Origin of the sequence: Nocardiopsis baichengensis YIM 90130 (assembly GCF_000341205.1) — a bacterium.
Taxonomy (GTDB): domain Bacteria; phylum Actinomycetota; class Actinomycetes; order Streptosporangiales; family Streptosporangiaceae; genus Nocardiopsis_A; species Nocardiopsis_A halophila.
In genome coordinates this window covers 168,089-181,215 of sequence record NZ_ANAS01000025.1, presented here as the reverse complement: position 1 = coordinate 181,215, position 13,127 = coordinate 168,089, and the positions used below count along the sequence as shown (strand labels likewise).

Genomic DNA, 13,127 nt, shown 5'->3' with positions numbered 1-13,127 from the left:
TTCCCGGCCGCGTCGCGGTGCGGAGCCCCCGGCGCGGGTCCGGCACGGCCCGGCGCCCTCACAGCCACGGCGCCCGAGAACGGGTCGCCCCCCGGGGTCCGCCCTCCTCGCCAGGGAGGGGCGCTTCAGGGTGCGCTCCCCCCGTTCGCGGGCGCGCTCATGCTTCAACGGAGAGGTAAGAGATGTCCCCCGACACCATTGGCCTCGCGCTCCTCCTCCTGGGGGTGTTGCTGCTGGTCGCGAAGTTCGTACGGGTGAAGTCGAAGCTCACGCAGAAGCTGTTCCTGCCGAGCTCGATCATCGGGGGCGGCATCGCGCTGATCCTCGGGCCGGACATCCTCGGCCGCTTCCTGGACAGCAAGTACGCCGAGTATCTCGGCGTGAAGACCGACGCGTTCGCCGGCGGCGGCCTGTTCGGCGAGAACGTCATCGACGTCTGGTCCGCGCTGCCCGGCCTGCTCATCTCGGTGGTCTTCGCCGGGCTGTTCCTGGGCAAGCCGCTGCCGAAGTTCCGGGACGCCGCCCAGCTGGCCGGGCCGCAGCTGGCCTTCGGCCTGACCCTGAGCACCGGCCAGTACGTGATCGGCCTGCTGCTCGCCATTCTGGTGCTGGCGCCGGTGTTCGGCATGCCGCTGCTGACCGGGGCGCTCATCGAGATCGGCTTCGTGGGCGGCCACGGCACCGCGGCCGGTCTGGGCGACACCTTCGAGAAGGCGGGCTTCCCCGAGGGGCAGGACCTGGCCGTGGGCATGGCCACCGTCGGCCTGCTGTCCGGGATCATCCTGGGCATCATCCTGATCAACTGGGGCGTGCGCCGCCGCAAGACCGCCGTGCTGGACTCCAAGGCCGAGATCTCCGACGCCGAGCAGGCCGGGCTGATGGTCGGCGAGAAGCGCGGCCCCGGCGCCATGCTGACCGTCCACCCCTCCTCGCTGGACCCGCTGGCCCTGCACTTCGGCCTGATCGCCATCGCCGTGCTGATCGGCCAGGTCATCCTGTCCGCCATGCAGGCCGTGGAGCAGGTGCTGTGGGCGGACACCATCGAGATCTTCGCCTACGTGCCGCTGTTCCCGCTGGCGATGATCGGCGGCATCCTGCTGCAGATCCTCATCGACCGGTTCGACAAGAACGCCATCGTCGACTCCATGATGATCGAGCGGGTGCAGGGCTTCTCCCTGGACATGCTCATCATCTCGGCCATGGCCACCCTGTCCCTGCAGGTGCTGGCCGAGAACCTGCTGCCGTTCCTGCTGCTGGCGGTCGCCGGCATCGTCTGGGTGGTCTGCGCCTTCCTGTTCCTGGCCCCGCGCATGATGCCCTCGCACTGGTTCGAGCGGGGCATCGGCGACTTCGGCCAGTCCCTGGGCGTGACCGCCACCGGCCTGGTGCTGATGCGCATCGTCGACCCCGAGCTGAAGACCCCGGCCTACCCGGCCTTCGGCTACAAGCAGCTGGTCTTCGAGCCGTTCTTCGGCGGCGGCCTGGTCACCGCCGCGGCCATCCCGCTGATCATCAGCCCGCACGTGGGCGCGGTGCCGTTCCTGATCATCATGGCGGTGGGCCTGGCCGCCAGCCTGTACGCAGGGCTGTTCATCTTCGGCCGCAAGCGCGGCAAGGCGGCCCGCCAGGCGGAGGAGAACGCCGCGGCGAGCGCCTAGCGCAACGGGCACCACCCGCAAGGGGCGAGGGCCGAGACGGCACAGAGAAGCCGGAGGGGGAGGGGCGCACGCCCCTCCCCCTCCCGCGTTCCCGTCTCAGTGCTCCCGGCCCTGCGCTCCCGCCACCGCGTTCCCACTGCCAGGGGCGCGGCGGCCCCGTACAGATCCGTTCACAGCCGCTCAGATCCGCTGGGCCTCGTCGAAGACGCGGTGCTCGGAGGAGCCCAGGACCGGCCCGTACTGAACGCCGGACTCCGAGGCGTACTTGAAGCTGATGACCGAGACCACCGTCCCCCGGCCCGAGTCGGCGTCGAAGCCCGCGAGCCACGGACCGCCGCTGGAGCCCTCGGTCATGTCGCAGTCCATGCCGCGCGCCGAGGTGCCCCCGTGGTCGGGGCGGGTCGGACCGGCGCAGTAGCGCAGTTCCCGGCCGTCGTAGGGCGCGCGGGCCGGGTACCCGAACGCGTGCACCCGCCCGGTGTGGTCGCCGGAGAAGTCGATGCGCTGGGCCCCGGTGCTGTGCTGGACCGGCCCGTCCTCGCCCTCGCGCAGCACGGCGGCGCCGAAGTCGCGGCTGTCGTCGGTGTGCCGCGCCCACTCGGGCGTCACCAGCATCTCGCGCGCGGTGTAGCGGCCGCGGGGCTCCGCGCCGTCGTCGTAGCCGGGGACGAACACCCAGTTGGAGGCCCATGCGCCGGAGCCGTCCTTGAGGCAGTGCCCGGCGGTCACCACCGTGGAGGCGTTGCGCGCGCGCACCACCGAGGCGGTGCAGGTGAAGTCGCGGCCGTCCATGCTCAGGAACACCCGCCCGGTGGCGCGCGTGACGGCCCCGCCGCCGGTCCACGGGCGCGCGTCGCCCCCGTCGGCCTGGTGCCGCACCTCGCCGGGGCGCCCGGTACCGGGCAGGTCCGGCAGGAGCCCGGCGGCGCCGCCGAGCAGCCGGCCGATGGGCCGGGCGGCGGCCATCCGCTCGGCCGTCCAGTAGTCCAGCACCGCCGAGGGCTCCTCGGCCGAGGTGTGGCGGACGGCGCCGGGGCCGTGGTCGGGCGGGGCGGGAGCGGGTGCGGTCGCCGCGGAGGCCCCGGTCGCGGCGGCCACGAGGGCGGCCGAGACCAGGGGTGCGACGAGCATGCGCAGGAGGGGCCGTGTCATGGCACGCGATCCTGCCATACGGAGCGTGTTCCTGTGGCCACTTTCGGTTGAACGACGTGTCGCGGGCGCGGTGTCCGAAACCCCTCCGGAGTGCTCCGTGGCCCTCTCCGCGCCCGCCGGGGTCCGCCTTCCGGGCGCCCTGTCGGTCGGGGCCCGCCTCACGGGGAGTCGCGCCTGCCGGGGAGCGGGCGCTCCCCGGCAGGCGGCGGGGCCTCAGGCCAGGTCGCCGGGGGCCGGGCCGGTGGGCACCGACAGCGCGGCCGGGGCCTGCTCGGTCGAGCCGAACTCCACCCGGTCGCCGCGGGAGCCCGTGTCGGTGTAGCGGGCGTCCTCGGTGTCCACCACCAGCGCCAGGCGGTGTCCGGCCGGGACGTCCCAGACCACCGGCTCCATGCGCACCTCCACCTCGGTCGGCGCGCCCGGTTCGGCGTCGCGCAGCGTGTAGGGCTCGTGCGTGACGAGCGCCCCGTTGCCGTACCGGTCCACCGCGTACAGGTAGAAGTACAGCGACTGGTCGGCGGTCTCGGGGGTGACCACCACGTCCACCTCGGGCGACCCGCTCACCCGGGTCTCCTCGGGCAGCCTGGGACCGGTCCACACCCCGGCGTAGGAGCGGTTCACCAGCGGCAGGGAGACGCCGGTGGGGATGTCGGCGAACTGCTGGAGCGCGCCGCTGAGCAGCAGTGTGCCGCTCTCGGCCACGGTGCCGCGCCCGGCGCCCACCCCGTAGTCCCAGCCGGGCTCGGGCTCCCCGGTCAGCCCGCCGGTGCGCTGCCAGTTGTCCCAGGTGCGGGTGGGCTCGCTCAGTCCGTAGTCCAGGGAGCCGTCGGAGACCGCGTCCCAGTCCGGGAACGAGGCCCAGCCCCCGCCGCCGTTGTTCGGCTTGACCCGCACCGGGTCCTCGGTGTCCACGCCGTTGTCGGCGCCCTTGAGGTGGTGGTCGAACCAGCGGTTCAGCTCCGACCAGGTCTCGTTGGGCAGCCCGACGGCGCCGAAGGCCTCGGGGGTGGCGTGGTCGCCGGCCGAGAGCATCATCCGCTTGGGCCCGGTCAGCTCCCCGTAGAAGTCGGTGAGCTGGCCGGGCGGGAAGATGCCGTCGTTCCAGGCGTGGCCGATCATCACGGCGGTCCCGTTGGCGTTGAGCGCGTCCACCTTGGTGGAGACCGAGCGCTCGGGCGCCAGGTCCAGCGCGGGCTGGACGTTGCCCTTGCGGTACTCGCGCTCCATCTCCAGCAGCTCCTCGCCGGGGGTCCCGGTCAGGTGCCCGGCGGCGATCAGCAGCTCCACCGCCTGGTAGCTGATGGTCTCGTTGGCATAGATCGACTCGGCCAGGTCCGCCCAGCCGCTCATCGCCCCGACCGCCTTGACCCGGTCGTCCTCGGCGGCGGTGAGCATGCTGATCCCGGCGCCGTAGGAGATCCCCGCCATGCCGATGCGGTCGGGGTCGGCGTCGGTGTTCTCCAGCGCCCAGTCGATGACGGCGCGGGCGTCGGCCACGTCCTCGGGGCCGGCCACCTCGATCGCGCCCCCGGAGTCCCAGAAGCCGCGGGAGGTGTAGGAGACCACCTGGTATCCGGACTCGTGGGCGAGCCGCTTGGCCGCGCCCACGTAGAGGAGGTCGTTGGTGGCCCAGGCCGAGGGCATGACCAGCAGCGGGCGCGGGCCCTCGTAGCCGGTGGGCGTGATGACCTTCGCGGGGATGTCGATGCCGCCGTGGCCGGTGATCGTCTCGTGGGTGACGCGCGCTCCCGTCCCGGCGTGTGCGGGGGGTGCGAGCAGTGCCACCATGAGCAGCGGGGCGAGCACGGCGGTGCACAGGGTGCGGAGTCGGCGCATGGCGTCCTCGTTTCCGGCCCTCGGGGGGCCGAGGGGGTGCGGGGGATGCGGCGGCGGTGCCGCGGGCCCCTCGGGGTCGCGCCGTGCCCGGCCGGCCAGGGGGTGCGGCCGGGCTCCCGTCGGGGCCGGGTCCGCCGGAGCGGACCGGTCGTCTTACTGTGAAGTAACTTACATCCCGGTAACTTAGACGCGCCCGGGACGGATGTAAAGAGGGGTGCGGCGCGCCGCCGGACGCGGAACCCCGCGGACCGCCTGACCGCGCCCGTCATGCGCGACAATGGCCGGGTGCGAATCGCTGAACGACTCCTGCAGAGCTCGCGCCCCACCGACACGCGCGAGGTGGTGATCCTCGGCTCCACCGGCTCCATCGGCACCCAGGCGATGGAGGTCGTGCGCGCCGAACCGGGCCGCTTCCGCGTCCGGGCGCTGGCCGCCGGGGGCGGGCGCGCCGGGCTCCTGGCCGACCAGGCCGCCGAGACCGGAGCGGAGGCCGTCGCGGTCGCCGACCCGGACCGCGCCGCCGAGGTCGCCCGGCTGCTGGCCGAGCGCGGCAGCACCGCCAAGGTGCTCGCCGGCCCCGAGGGGGTCGCCGAGGCCGCCTCCTGGGAGTGCGACGTGGTGCTCAACGGCATCACCGGCGCCCTGGGGCTGGAGTCGACCCTGGCCGCGCTGCGCGCCGGACGGCTCCTGGCGCTGGCCAACAAGGAGTCGCTGATCATCGGGGGGCCGCTGGTGCGCGCCGCCGCCCAGCCGGGCCAGGTCGTGCCGGTCGACTCCGAGCACTTCGCCCTGGCCCAGTGCTACCCCCGCGTCCCCGCCGGCGAGCTGGCCTCCCTGGCCCAGGGGCAGGTCCAGGCGCGGGTGCAGGACGTGCGCCGGCTGGTGATCACCGCCAGCGGAGGGCCGTTCCGCGGGCGCGGCCGCGACGCGCTGGCCGGGGTCGGCCCGGAGGACGCGCTGAACCACCCGACCTGGAGCATGGGCCCGGTGATCACGGTCAACTCGGCCAGCCTGGTCAACAAGGGCCTGGAGGTGATCGAGGCCCACCTGCTCTTCGACGTCCCGCTGGAGCGGATCGAGGTGGTCGTGCACCCCCAGTCCGTCGTGCACTCCATGGTCGAGTACACCGACGGCTCCACCCTGGCCCAGGCCAGCCCGCCCAGCATGCGCATCCCCATCGCCTACGGCATGTCGTGGCCGCACCGGGTCGGCGCCGCCGCGCCCCCGGTGGACTGGACCCGCGCCCAGAGCTGGACCTTCGAGCCGCTCGACCACGAGGCCTTCCCCGCCGTCCGGCTCGCCTGCGAGGTCGGGGCCGCCGGGGGGACCGCCCCGGCCGTCTACAACGCCGCCAACGAGGAGGCCGTCGACGCCTTCCTCGGGCGCCGCCTGTCCTTCCCCGCCATCGTGGACACCGTGGCGCAGGTAGTCTCAGAGCGGCACGCGGCGGACGAACCGGAGGAGCTGACCCCCGAGGACGTCCGCGCGGCCGATGCATGGGCCCGGAGCCGCGCCCGGGAGCTGATCGCCCGGGGCGCTTGAGGAGAGGAACATGACCGCACTGCTCACCACCGCGGGGATCGTCCTTTTCTTCCTGGGACTCCTCTTCTCCATCGCCTGGCACGAGCTGGGCCACCTCGGCACGGCCAAGATGTTCGGCGTCCGCTGCACCCAGTACATGGTGGGCTTCGGGCCGACGCTGTGGTCGCGCCGGATCGGCGACACCGAGTACGGGGTCAAGGGCGTCCCGCTGGGCGGCTACGTCCGCATGGCCGGGATGATCCCGCCGGCCGCGCCCGACCTGTCCGGGCGCCCCATGGGCCGCCTGCGGCGGATGATCGAGGACGCCCGCGAGGCGAGCGCCGTCGAGGTGGAGCCGGGCGACGAGGACCGCCAGTTCTACCAGCGCGCTCCCTGGAAGCGGATCATCGTCATGTTCGCCGGGCCCGCGATGAACCTCGTGCTGGCCGTGGGGCTGTTCGGCGTCCTGCTGATGGGCATCGGCGTCCCGCAGCCCTCCACCACCGTCGACTCGGTGGCCCAGTGCGTCATCCCGGCCGACGCCACCGACACCTCCTGCCCCGAGGACGCGCCGCCCACGCCCGCCGCCGCGGGCGGCTTCCGCCCCGGCGACGTGATCGTGGGCGTCGGCGGGGAGCGGGTGGCCGGCTGGAACGACGCCAACGTGCTCATCCGCGAGTCGATGGGCCCCACCGCCTTCACCGTCGAGCGCGGCGGCGAGGAGGTCGAGCTGGAGGCCGACCTCATCGAGAACACCGTGGTCGCCCGGGACGCCGAGGGCGAGATCGTGCTCGAGACCGGGCCCGACGGCGAGCCGCTGACCGACTCCCAGGGCTACCGGATCCCCGAGACCGAGAAGGCCGGGTTCCTGGGCATCACCTTCCAGAACCAGCGGGCGCCGCTGAGCGCGGGCGAGACCGCGGTCTTCATGGGCGACACCATCGTCGGCGTGGGCGAGGCGCTGGTGGCGCTGCCGACCAAGGTGGACGACGTCTTCCGCGCGGCCTTCCTGGGCGAGGAGCGCGGGGTGGACTCCCCGGTGGGCATCGTCGGGGCCTCCCGCATCGGCGGCGAGGTGCTGGCCCAGCCCATCCCGCTGATCGAGCGGGTGTCCTTCCTGATCAACCTGCTGGCCGGGGTCAACCTCTTCCTCTTCGCCTTCAACATGCTGCCGATCCTGCCGCTGGACGGCGGGCACATCCTGGGCGCCCTGTGGGAGTCGGTGCGCCGGGCCTTCGCCAAGGTGTTCAAGCGCCCCGACCCGGGACCGTTCGACGTGGCCAAGCTGATGCCGGTGGCCTACGTGGTGGTCGCCTGCTTCCTGGTGTTCAGCGTCATGCTGCTGATCGCCGACGTCGTCAACCCGCTGCGCGTCATGCAGTGAGGCGCGCCCGGTGACGCCCGGGTGTCGCGCGGGTGTCGGGGGCGGGGCGCCGCCCCCGGCCTGGACCCGGGCCCGCGCGGGGGAGGGTAGCCTAGTCAGCGCATGCGGACGGCGGCGCCACCGCTCTCCCAGGACCCGGTCCTCCGGTCCCGGTGCGCCCGGCCGCCTCCTGCGCGGCGCCCGGTGCGGTGCCCCGAAACCTTCGACTTTTCAACCGAAGCCGCCGGACCACCCCGGCGGTACGCGAGGTGAGACCGTGACCGTCGATCTTGGAATGCCCGTCGCCCCTGCCCGCCCGCTGGCGGAGCGGCGCAAGTCCCGGCAGATCATGGTCGGCAACGTCCCCGTCGGGGGCGACGCCCCGGTGTCGGTGCAGTCCATGACGACCACCGTCACCGCCGACATCAACTCCACCCTGCAGCAGATCGCCGAGCTCACCGCCAGCGGCTGCCAGATCGTGCGGGTGGCGGTGCCCAGCGCCGACGACGCCGAGGCGCTGCCGATCATCGCCAGGAAGTCGCAGATCCCGGTGATCGCCGACATCCACTTCCAGCCCAAGTACGTCTTCGCCGCCATCGAGGCCGGGTGCGCGGCGGTCCGGGTCAACCCGGGCAACATCAAGAAGTTCGACGACAAGGTCGGCGAGATCGCCAAGGCCGCCTCCGACGCCGGGGTGCCCATCCGCATCGGCGTCAACGCCGGCTCCCTGGACAAGCGGCTGCTGGCCAAGTACGGCAAGGCCACCCCCGAGGCGCTGGCGGAGTCGGCGCTGTGGGAGTGCTCGCTGTTCGAGGAGCACGGCTTCCGCGACATCAAGATCTCGGTCAAGCACAACGACCCGGTCGTGATGATCAACGCCTACCGGCTGCTGGCCCAGCAGTGCGACTACCCGCTGCACCTGGGCGTGACCGAGGCCGGCCCCGCCTTCCAGGGCACGATCAAGTCCTCGGTGGCCTTCGGCGCGCTGCTGGCCGAGGGCATCGGCGACACGATCCGGGTCTCGCTGTCGGCGCCGCCGGCCGAGGAGGTCAAGGTCGGCAACCAGATCCTGGAGTCGCTGGGCCTGCGCGAGCGCGGGCTGGAGATCGTCTCCTGCCCCTCCTGCGGGCGCGCCCAGGTGGACGTGTACACCCTGGCCGACGAGGTCACCGCGGGGCTGGACGGGCTGGACGTGCCGCTGCGGGTCGCGGTCATGGGCTGCGTGGTCAACGGCCCCGGTGAGGCGCGCGACGCCGACCTGGGCGTGGCCTCGGGCAACGGCAAGGGCCAGATCTTCGTCAAGGGCGAGGTCATCAAGACCGTGCCCGAGTCCAAGATCGTGGAGACGCTGATCGAGGAGGCCATGCGCCTGGCCGAGGACATGAAGGAGGACGGTACGCCCTCCGGCGAGCCGTCCGTGGCCGTCGGCGGCTGAGCCGGCGCCGCTCGACGGGGGCGGGGTGCCACCGGCACCCCGCCCTTTCGCGTGTCCGGGGTGGATGACGAGCATTCGTTGTGCATATTCGGACAGCTGCGCCACAGAGGTGCGTGACGGAGGTCATCAGGGCCGAATCTGTGAAATGACCCACACGATGCGGCGTTTCATTGCGCGACACCGCAAAGAAAACGGGGAATGCCGGAGCAAGATGCAACGTTCATCGGTTCTGTAGCCCAGGTAACATCGCTACTGTTGCCGAGGCGCGTTTCCCTCCTGTTCGTGGTCCGTACGGAACCCGGTCAGACGCGCGCCCAGAACCTGTCGCCTGACATCCCCCGAGGAGCACGTGGTGGTCGACGAGAAGACGGCCGGCGCCCCCGCGCCGCCGGCGCCGCAGAGGACGGTGAAGCAGCGGCTGATGCGGCGCAAGCCGGTGGAGCGGCTGACCGAGGAGGCCGGCCACGGCGAGGGCGGCAGCCTGCGCCGCACCATGGGCCTGGCCCAGCTCACCATGATCAGCATCGGCGCCACCCTGGGCACCGGCATCTTCGTGGTCCTGGGCGAGGCCGTCCCGGTGGCCGGGCCCGCGGTCGTGCTCTCCTTCGTCATCGCCGGCGTGACCGCGCTGTTCTCCGCGCTGGCCTACGCCGAGCTGGCCGGCATGATCCCGGCCTCGGGCTCGGCCTACTCCTACTCCTACGCCACCATGGGCGAGCTGGTCGCCTGGGTGTGCGGCTGGTGCCTGATGCTCACCTACGGGGTGTCGGTGGCCGCGGTCGCCGTCGGCTGGGGCGAGTACATCAACGAGCTGCTGCGGCTGGTGACCGGCGTGGTGCTGCCCGCGTCGCTGAGCAGTCCGCCCGGCGCCGACGGCGGGATCGCCAACCTGCCGGCCGCCGTCGTGGTGGTGCTGGCCATGGTCGCCCTGCTGGGCGGCGTGCGGGAGAGCGCCTGGCTCAACGGGTTCATGGTGGTCGTCAAGGTCGCCGTCATGGTCATGTTCGTGGCGATCGCCGCCACCGCGGTGCAGGACGGCAACTTCGCCCCCTTCATGCCGCTGGGCATGGCCGGGGTGAGCGCTGCCGGTGCGACGCTGTTCTTCTCCTACATCGGCTTCGACGCCGCCTCCACCGCCGGCGAGGAGGCCAAGGACCCCCAGCGCGACCTGCCGCGGGCGATCATGCTCTCGCTGATCATCGTCACCGCGATCTACTGCCTGGTGGCCTTCGTCGCGGTCGGCGCGATGCCCTGGACCGACTTCGCCGACACCGAGGCCAGCCTGGCGCACATCCTCACCGTGGTGACCGGCACCCCGATCTGGTCGGTGGTCTTCGCGATCGGCGCGGTGATCGCCATCGCCAGCGTCGTGCTGGTGGTCCTCTACGGCCAGACCCGCATCCTGTTCGCGATGTCGCGCGACGGGCTGATCCCCAAGGTCTTCTCCAAGCTGGACCGCAAGGGCAACCCGAAGGCCAACATCCTCATCCTGTCCGTGGCCATCGCGGTGCTGGCGGCGGTGGTGCCGCTGGGCCACCTGGCCGACGCGACCAGCATCGGCACCCTGTTCGCCTTCGGGCTGGTCAACGTCGCGGTGATCGTCCTGCGCAAGCGGCGCCCGGACCTCCAGCGCCGCTTCAGCATGCCGCTGGCCCCGCTGACCCCGGCCCTGGGCGTGCTGTCCTGCGCCTACCTGATGCTCAGCATGGGCGTGGCGACCTGGGTGACCTTCATCGTGTGGATGGCCGTGGGCCTGGCCGTCTACTTCGGCTACTCCATGCGCCGCTCCACCCTGGAGACCGACCCGGCCCCCGCCCTGGACTGACCGGGTCCACCCAGCACGACGAAAGGGGCCGTGCCGCACATGCGGCACGGCCCCTTTCCCGTCCCTGACGGCGGCGCGGTTGTCAGGAGGCGAGGACCTCGTCTGTGCTGTCGGCGGTCACCGCCCGCTTGGTCCAGCGGAGCAGGAGGTCGGTGTCGGTGCAGGAGGTGATGCGCTGGCGCTGTTCGTCCGTCACGTCGAGCCCCCGGGTGGCGAGCACGGCGAGCATGGCGTTGGCTTCGCCTCTCGCTTCGCCTTTCGCTTCGCCTTTCGCTTCGCCTTCCCGGTACCCGGACTGGTGGTGGTAGCGGGCGAATTCGCTTTTGAACGTGTAGGTGCCGGTCGTCATCAGGGTCTCCCAGAAGGCGCGGGCCGTCTTCGACAGGCCGTCGACTACATAGTCATGATAGATCGGTCCGCGGTCGGCGGGCAGTACGCATAGCGACTCGGCGAAGGCGAGCAGGACGTCTTCGCCCGTGTCCTTCCGGCCGCCGTGCGCCAGTGCCGACAGGGCCGAAATCTCCGGCTGGGCCCGCGCCCGGTCGGGGTCGGTCACCACGGGGACCTCTTCGGGGCCGATCACCAGGGGCTTGAGCGCGTACTCGGGGTGCCCGGTATCGATCGGGAGGCGGGCCCACTCGGCGGTGGCGAGGTTCGGGCAATCACCATGAGCGCCGTCGGGCACTCCAGGCGTGCCCGCACCGTGGCGTGGTAGACGGGCCAGGAGAAGCACTTGCGCGAGTCCAAGTCGCGTTGCACCTCGAACACCACGGCGAAGACGTTCCTGCCGTCCCGCTTGGCGAAGCACACCACGGCATCGCCGCGGTAGTCCTTGGGCGCCAGGTCGGCACAGTCGCCGGAGACGGTCTGGACGGTGTCGTAATCGGGGAGTTCGACGTTGTGGGCCTCCTCCAGAAGAACCGCGGTCATCTCGGGGTTGTTGCGGACGAACTCAAGGGGGAGCTCATGCTCTGCGCTGGGCATGGAGGAGAAGCTAACGGTATGTGAGTTGACGCGTGCACACTGTTCGGGATTCCCGGTGAAACGTGCGGACCGATACCGCTATCGCAGCCCTGTGTCGTCTGAGACGCTACGGGACCGCTCATGTCAGGCCAGCCGGAAGAGAAGCGCACCGACCAGTGGTCCGTTCACCGCCTCCGGCCGCTCAGGCAGCGTTCCAGCCGTTCTGCTGACAGGTATCCTTCCTCCAGGGCCCTTGACCAGCCGTCCTGCAGGCGCCGATAGACCCGTTCGACGCCGTGCACGTTCGGCGTCCTCAGCAGCCGGTGCTCCAGGGGCGGCGGTGAGGTGAGGCAGCCGTGGCAGCTCACGGCTTCTTGGGCTGCGAGTGGGCTACGAGGGGGGACGGCCCTTCCGTGCAGTGGATTGGCCACGCAGGGGCGTCCCGGAGGTGTGCCAGGTGCCGCCAGGGCCGCTCGTCGTTCGCGGATCATGGCGATGGCGCAGACGAGCGCGCTGCGGGGCTGGTCAACGCGTTGGCGGATCCGGTTGGCCAGGTCGAGGATCCGAAGGCTCTCCGGGTCGCCCGAGGACTCCTTCTCCAGAGCCATCGCCTCAGCGACCAGGGTCCGTGTCAGCCAGCGTGGTTGGGGGACGGCGGGTGCCCGTCGGGCCCGCACAGGGCCGGGGACGTTCCCGCCGGGGGTGGCGCTCCAAGGCCGCCGAGCAGGAGGACGGGCAGGGAGTACGGCCCTCCGGCCACCTCTCAGGGGCGATAGGAGCGCACTGACCGCCATTCCGGCGACAGCGCAGGGGAGCACGGCGGCCAGGCTTAACGGAAGGCCGATGTACAACGCCGTCTGTACCACAGCGCTGTCGGGTTCATCCAGGCCTGGCGCGTTGCCGGACGCGAATGCATGGGGATCGGGGGTGGGAACCGGGACGGACGGGTCGGCCGCGTCGGCTTCATCGAGAGTGTCGAGGACCTTCTCGATGCGGAAGCCGACGCTTCCGGCGTGATTGCCCGACCCGTTCCAGCGCCCCTCGGTGAATCCGGGGTCCACGGGGACGTCGAAGGGGACCACCGCCATCGGCCCCGACTCCGAGAGTGCGATGTAGACGCCGGGCTCGCTCGTCCGGTCGTACAGGGCGTGCAGGAAGACCGTGGGGTGGCCTGCGCTCTCGTCGGTGGGCAGGGCGGACACGACGGCGACGCGGACCGGGGTGGCGCTGTCCTCGAAGCCGGCGATCCGCTCTCGAAGCTCGTCGACCTCGTCGAACGCGAGCGCGTTGTACTGCTCGGCGTCGATGAACAGCGGGTCGTCCTCCAAAGCCGCCGCCACGCGCTCGATGCGTCCGGTGTCCACGATCTCATCG

10 protein-coding genes are annotated in these 13,127 nt (G+C 71.9%); 5 read left to right on the top strand and 5 right to left on the bottom strand.

The annotated features are described in order from the left end of the window. The first annotated feature begins 182 nt into the window (after window positions 1–182). On the top strand, window positions 183–1,658 hold the full coding sequence (locus tag C892_RS0120645; RefSeq protein ID WP_017558734.1) for a sodium/glutamate symporter: 1,476 nt from the start codon (window positions 183–185) through the stop codon (window positions 1,656–1,658). A 180-nt stretch (window positions 1,659–1,838) separates the two neighbouring features. On the opposite strand, the gene C892_RS0120640 is transcribed toward C892_RS0120645, so the two are convergent. Both C892_RS0120640 and C892_RS0120635 read right to left on the bottom strand, forming a co-directional pair. Then, window positions 1,839–2,810: a trypsin-like serine peptidase gene (locus C892_RS0120640; RefSeq protein ID WP_017558733.1), complete on the bottom strand. Its 972-nt coding sequence runs from the start codon at window positions 2,808–2,810 to the stop codon at window positions 1,839–1,841. Window positions 2,811–3,023: 213 nt separating this feature from the next. Continuing rightward, the gene (locus C892_RS0120635) at window positions 3,024–4,646 is read right to left on the bottom strand and encodes a CocE/NonD family hydrolase (protein ID WP_017558732.1); all 1,623 of its coding nucleotides are present in this window, start codon (window positions 4,644–4,646) and stop codon (window positions 3,024–3,026) included. A gap of 342 nt (window positions 4,647–4,988) precedes the next feature. On the opposite strand from C892_RS0120635, the gene dxr reads away from it, so the two are divergent. From dxr to C892_RS0120615, 4 genes are all read left to right on the top strand, one after another. Continuing rightward, on the top strand, window positions 4,989–6,188 hold the full coding sequence (gene dxr / locus C892_RS0120630; protein ID WP_026124521.1) for a 1-deoxy-D-xylulose-5-phosphate reductoisomerase: 1,200 nt from the start codon (window positions 4,989–4,991) through the stop codon (window positions 6,186–6,188). Window positions 6,189–6,198: 10 nt separating this feature from the next. Next, entirely contained in the window at window positions 6,199–7,551 is a 1,353-nt protein-coding gene (locus C892_RS0120625; RefSeq protein WP_017558730.1) for a M50 family metallopeptidase, read from the top strand. Between the two features lie 256 nt (window positions 7,552–7,807). Next, the gene (ispG, locus tag C892_RS0120620) at window positions 7,808–8,965 is read left to right on the top strand and encodes a flavodoxin-dependent (E)-4-hydroxy-3-methylbut-2-enyl-diphosphate synthase (protein ID WP_026124520.1); all 1,158 of its coding nucleotides are present in this window, start codon (window positions 7,808–7,810) and stop codon (window positions 8,963–8,965) included. Between the two features lie 352 nt (window positions 8,966–9,317). Further along, a complete protein-coding gene (locus C892_RS0120615; RefSeq protein WP_026124519.1) occupies window positions 9,318–10,790 on the top strand; it encodes an amino acid permease in 1,473 nt (490 codons plus the stop codon). Between the two features lie 82 nt (window positions 10,791–10,872). Here C892_RS0120615 and C892_RS32365 read toward each other — a convergent pair whose 3' ends face one another. The 3 genes from C892_RS32365 to C892_RS0120605 form a co-directional block, all read right to left on the bottom strand. Beyond that, window positions 10,873–11,349 (bottom strand): hypothetical protein, encoded by a 477-nt coding sequence (locus C892_RS32365; protein WP_239647463.1) that lies wholly within the window; start codon window positions 11,347–11,349, stop codon window positions 10,873–10,875. 20 nt (window positions 11,350–11,369) lie between these two features. After that, window positions 11,370–11,774, bottom strand: coding sequence for a hypothetical protein (locus tag C892_RS32360; RefSeq protein WP_051060576.1), 405 nt, complete (start codon window positions 11,772–11,774; stop codon window positions 11,370–11,372). A gap of 164 nt (window positions 11,775–11,938) precedes the next feature. After that, window positions 11,939–13,117, bottom strand: coding sequence for a hypothetical protein (locus C892_RS0120605; protein ID WP_152513442.1), 1,179 nt, complete (start codon window positions 13,115–13,117; stop codon window positions 11,939–11,941). Between the last annotated feature and the right edge of the window lie 10 nt (window positions 13,118–13,127).

What these genes read in the sequence shown, in the direction of transcription:
- C892_RS32360 (WP_051060576.1), bottom strand. Translation starts at nt 11,774, where the DNA reads ATGCCCAGCGCAGAGCATGAGCTCCCCCTTGAGTTCGTCCGCAACAAC.
- C892_RS0120625 (WP_017558730.1), top strand. Translation starts at nt 6,199, where the DNA reads ATGACCGCACTGCTCACCACCGCGGGGATCGTCCTTTTCTTCCTGGGA.
- C892_RS0120635 (WP_017558732.1), bottom strand. Translation starts at nt 4,646, where the DNA reads ATGCGCCGACTCCGCACCCTGTGCACCGCCGTGCTCGCCCCGCTGCTC.
- C892_RS0120640 (WP_017558733.1), bottom strand. Translation starts at nt 2,810, where the DNA reads ATGACACGGCCCCTCCTGCGCATGCTCGTCGCACCCCTGGTCTCGGCC.
- C892_RS0120645 (WP_017558734.1), top strand. Translation starts at nt 183, where the DNA reads ATGTCCCCCGACACCATTGGCCTCGCGCTCCTCCTCCTGGGGGTGTTG.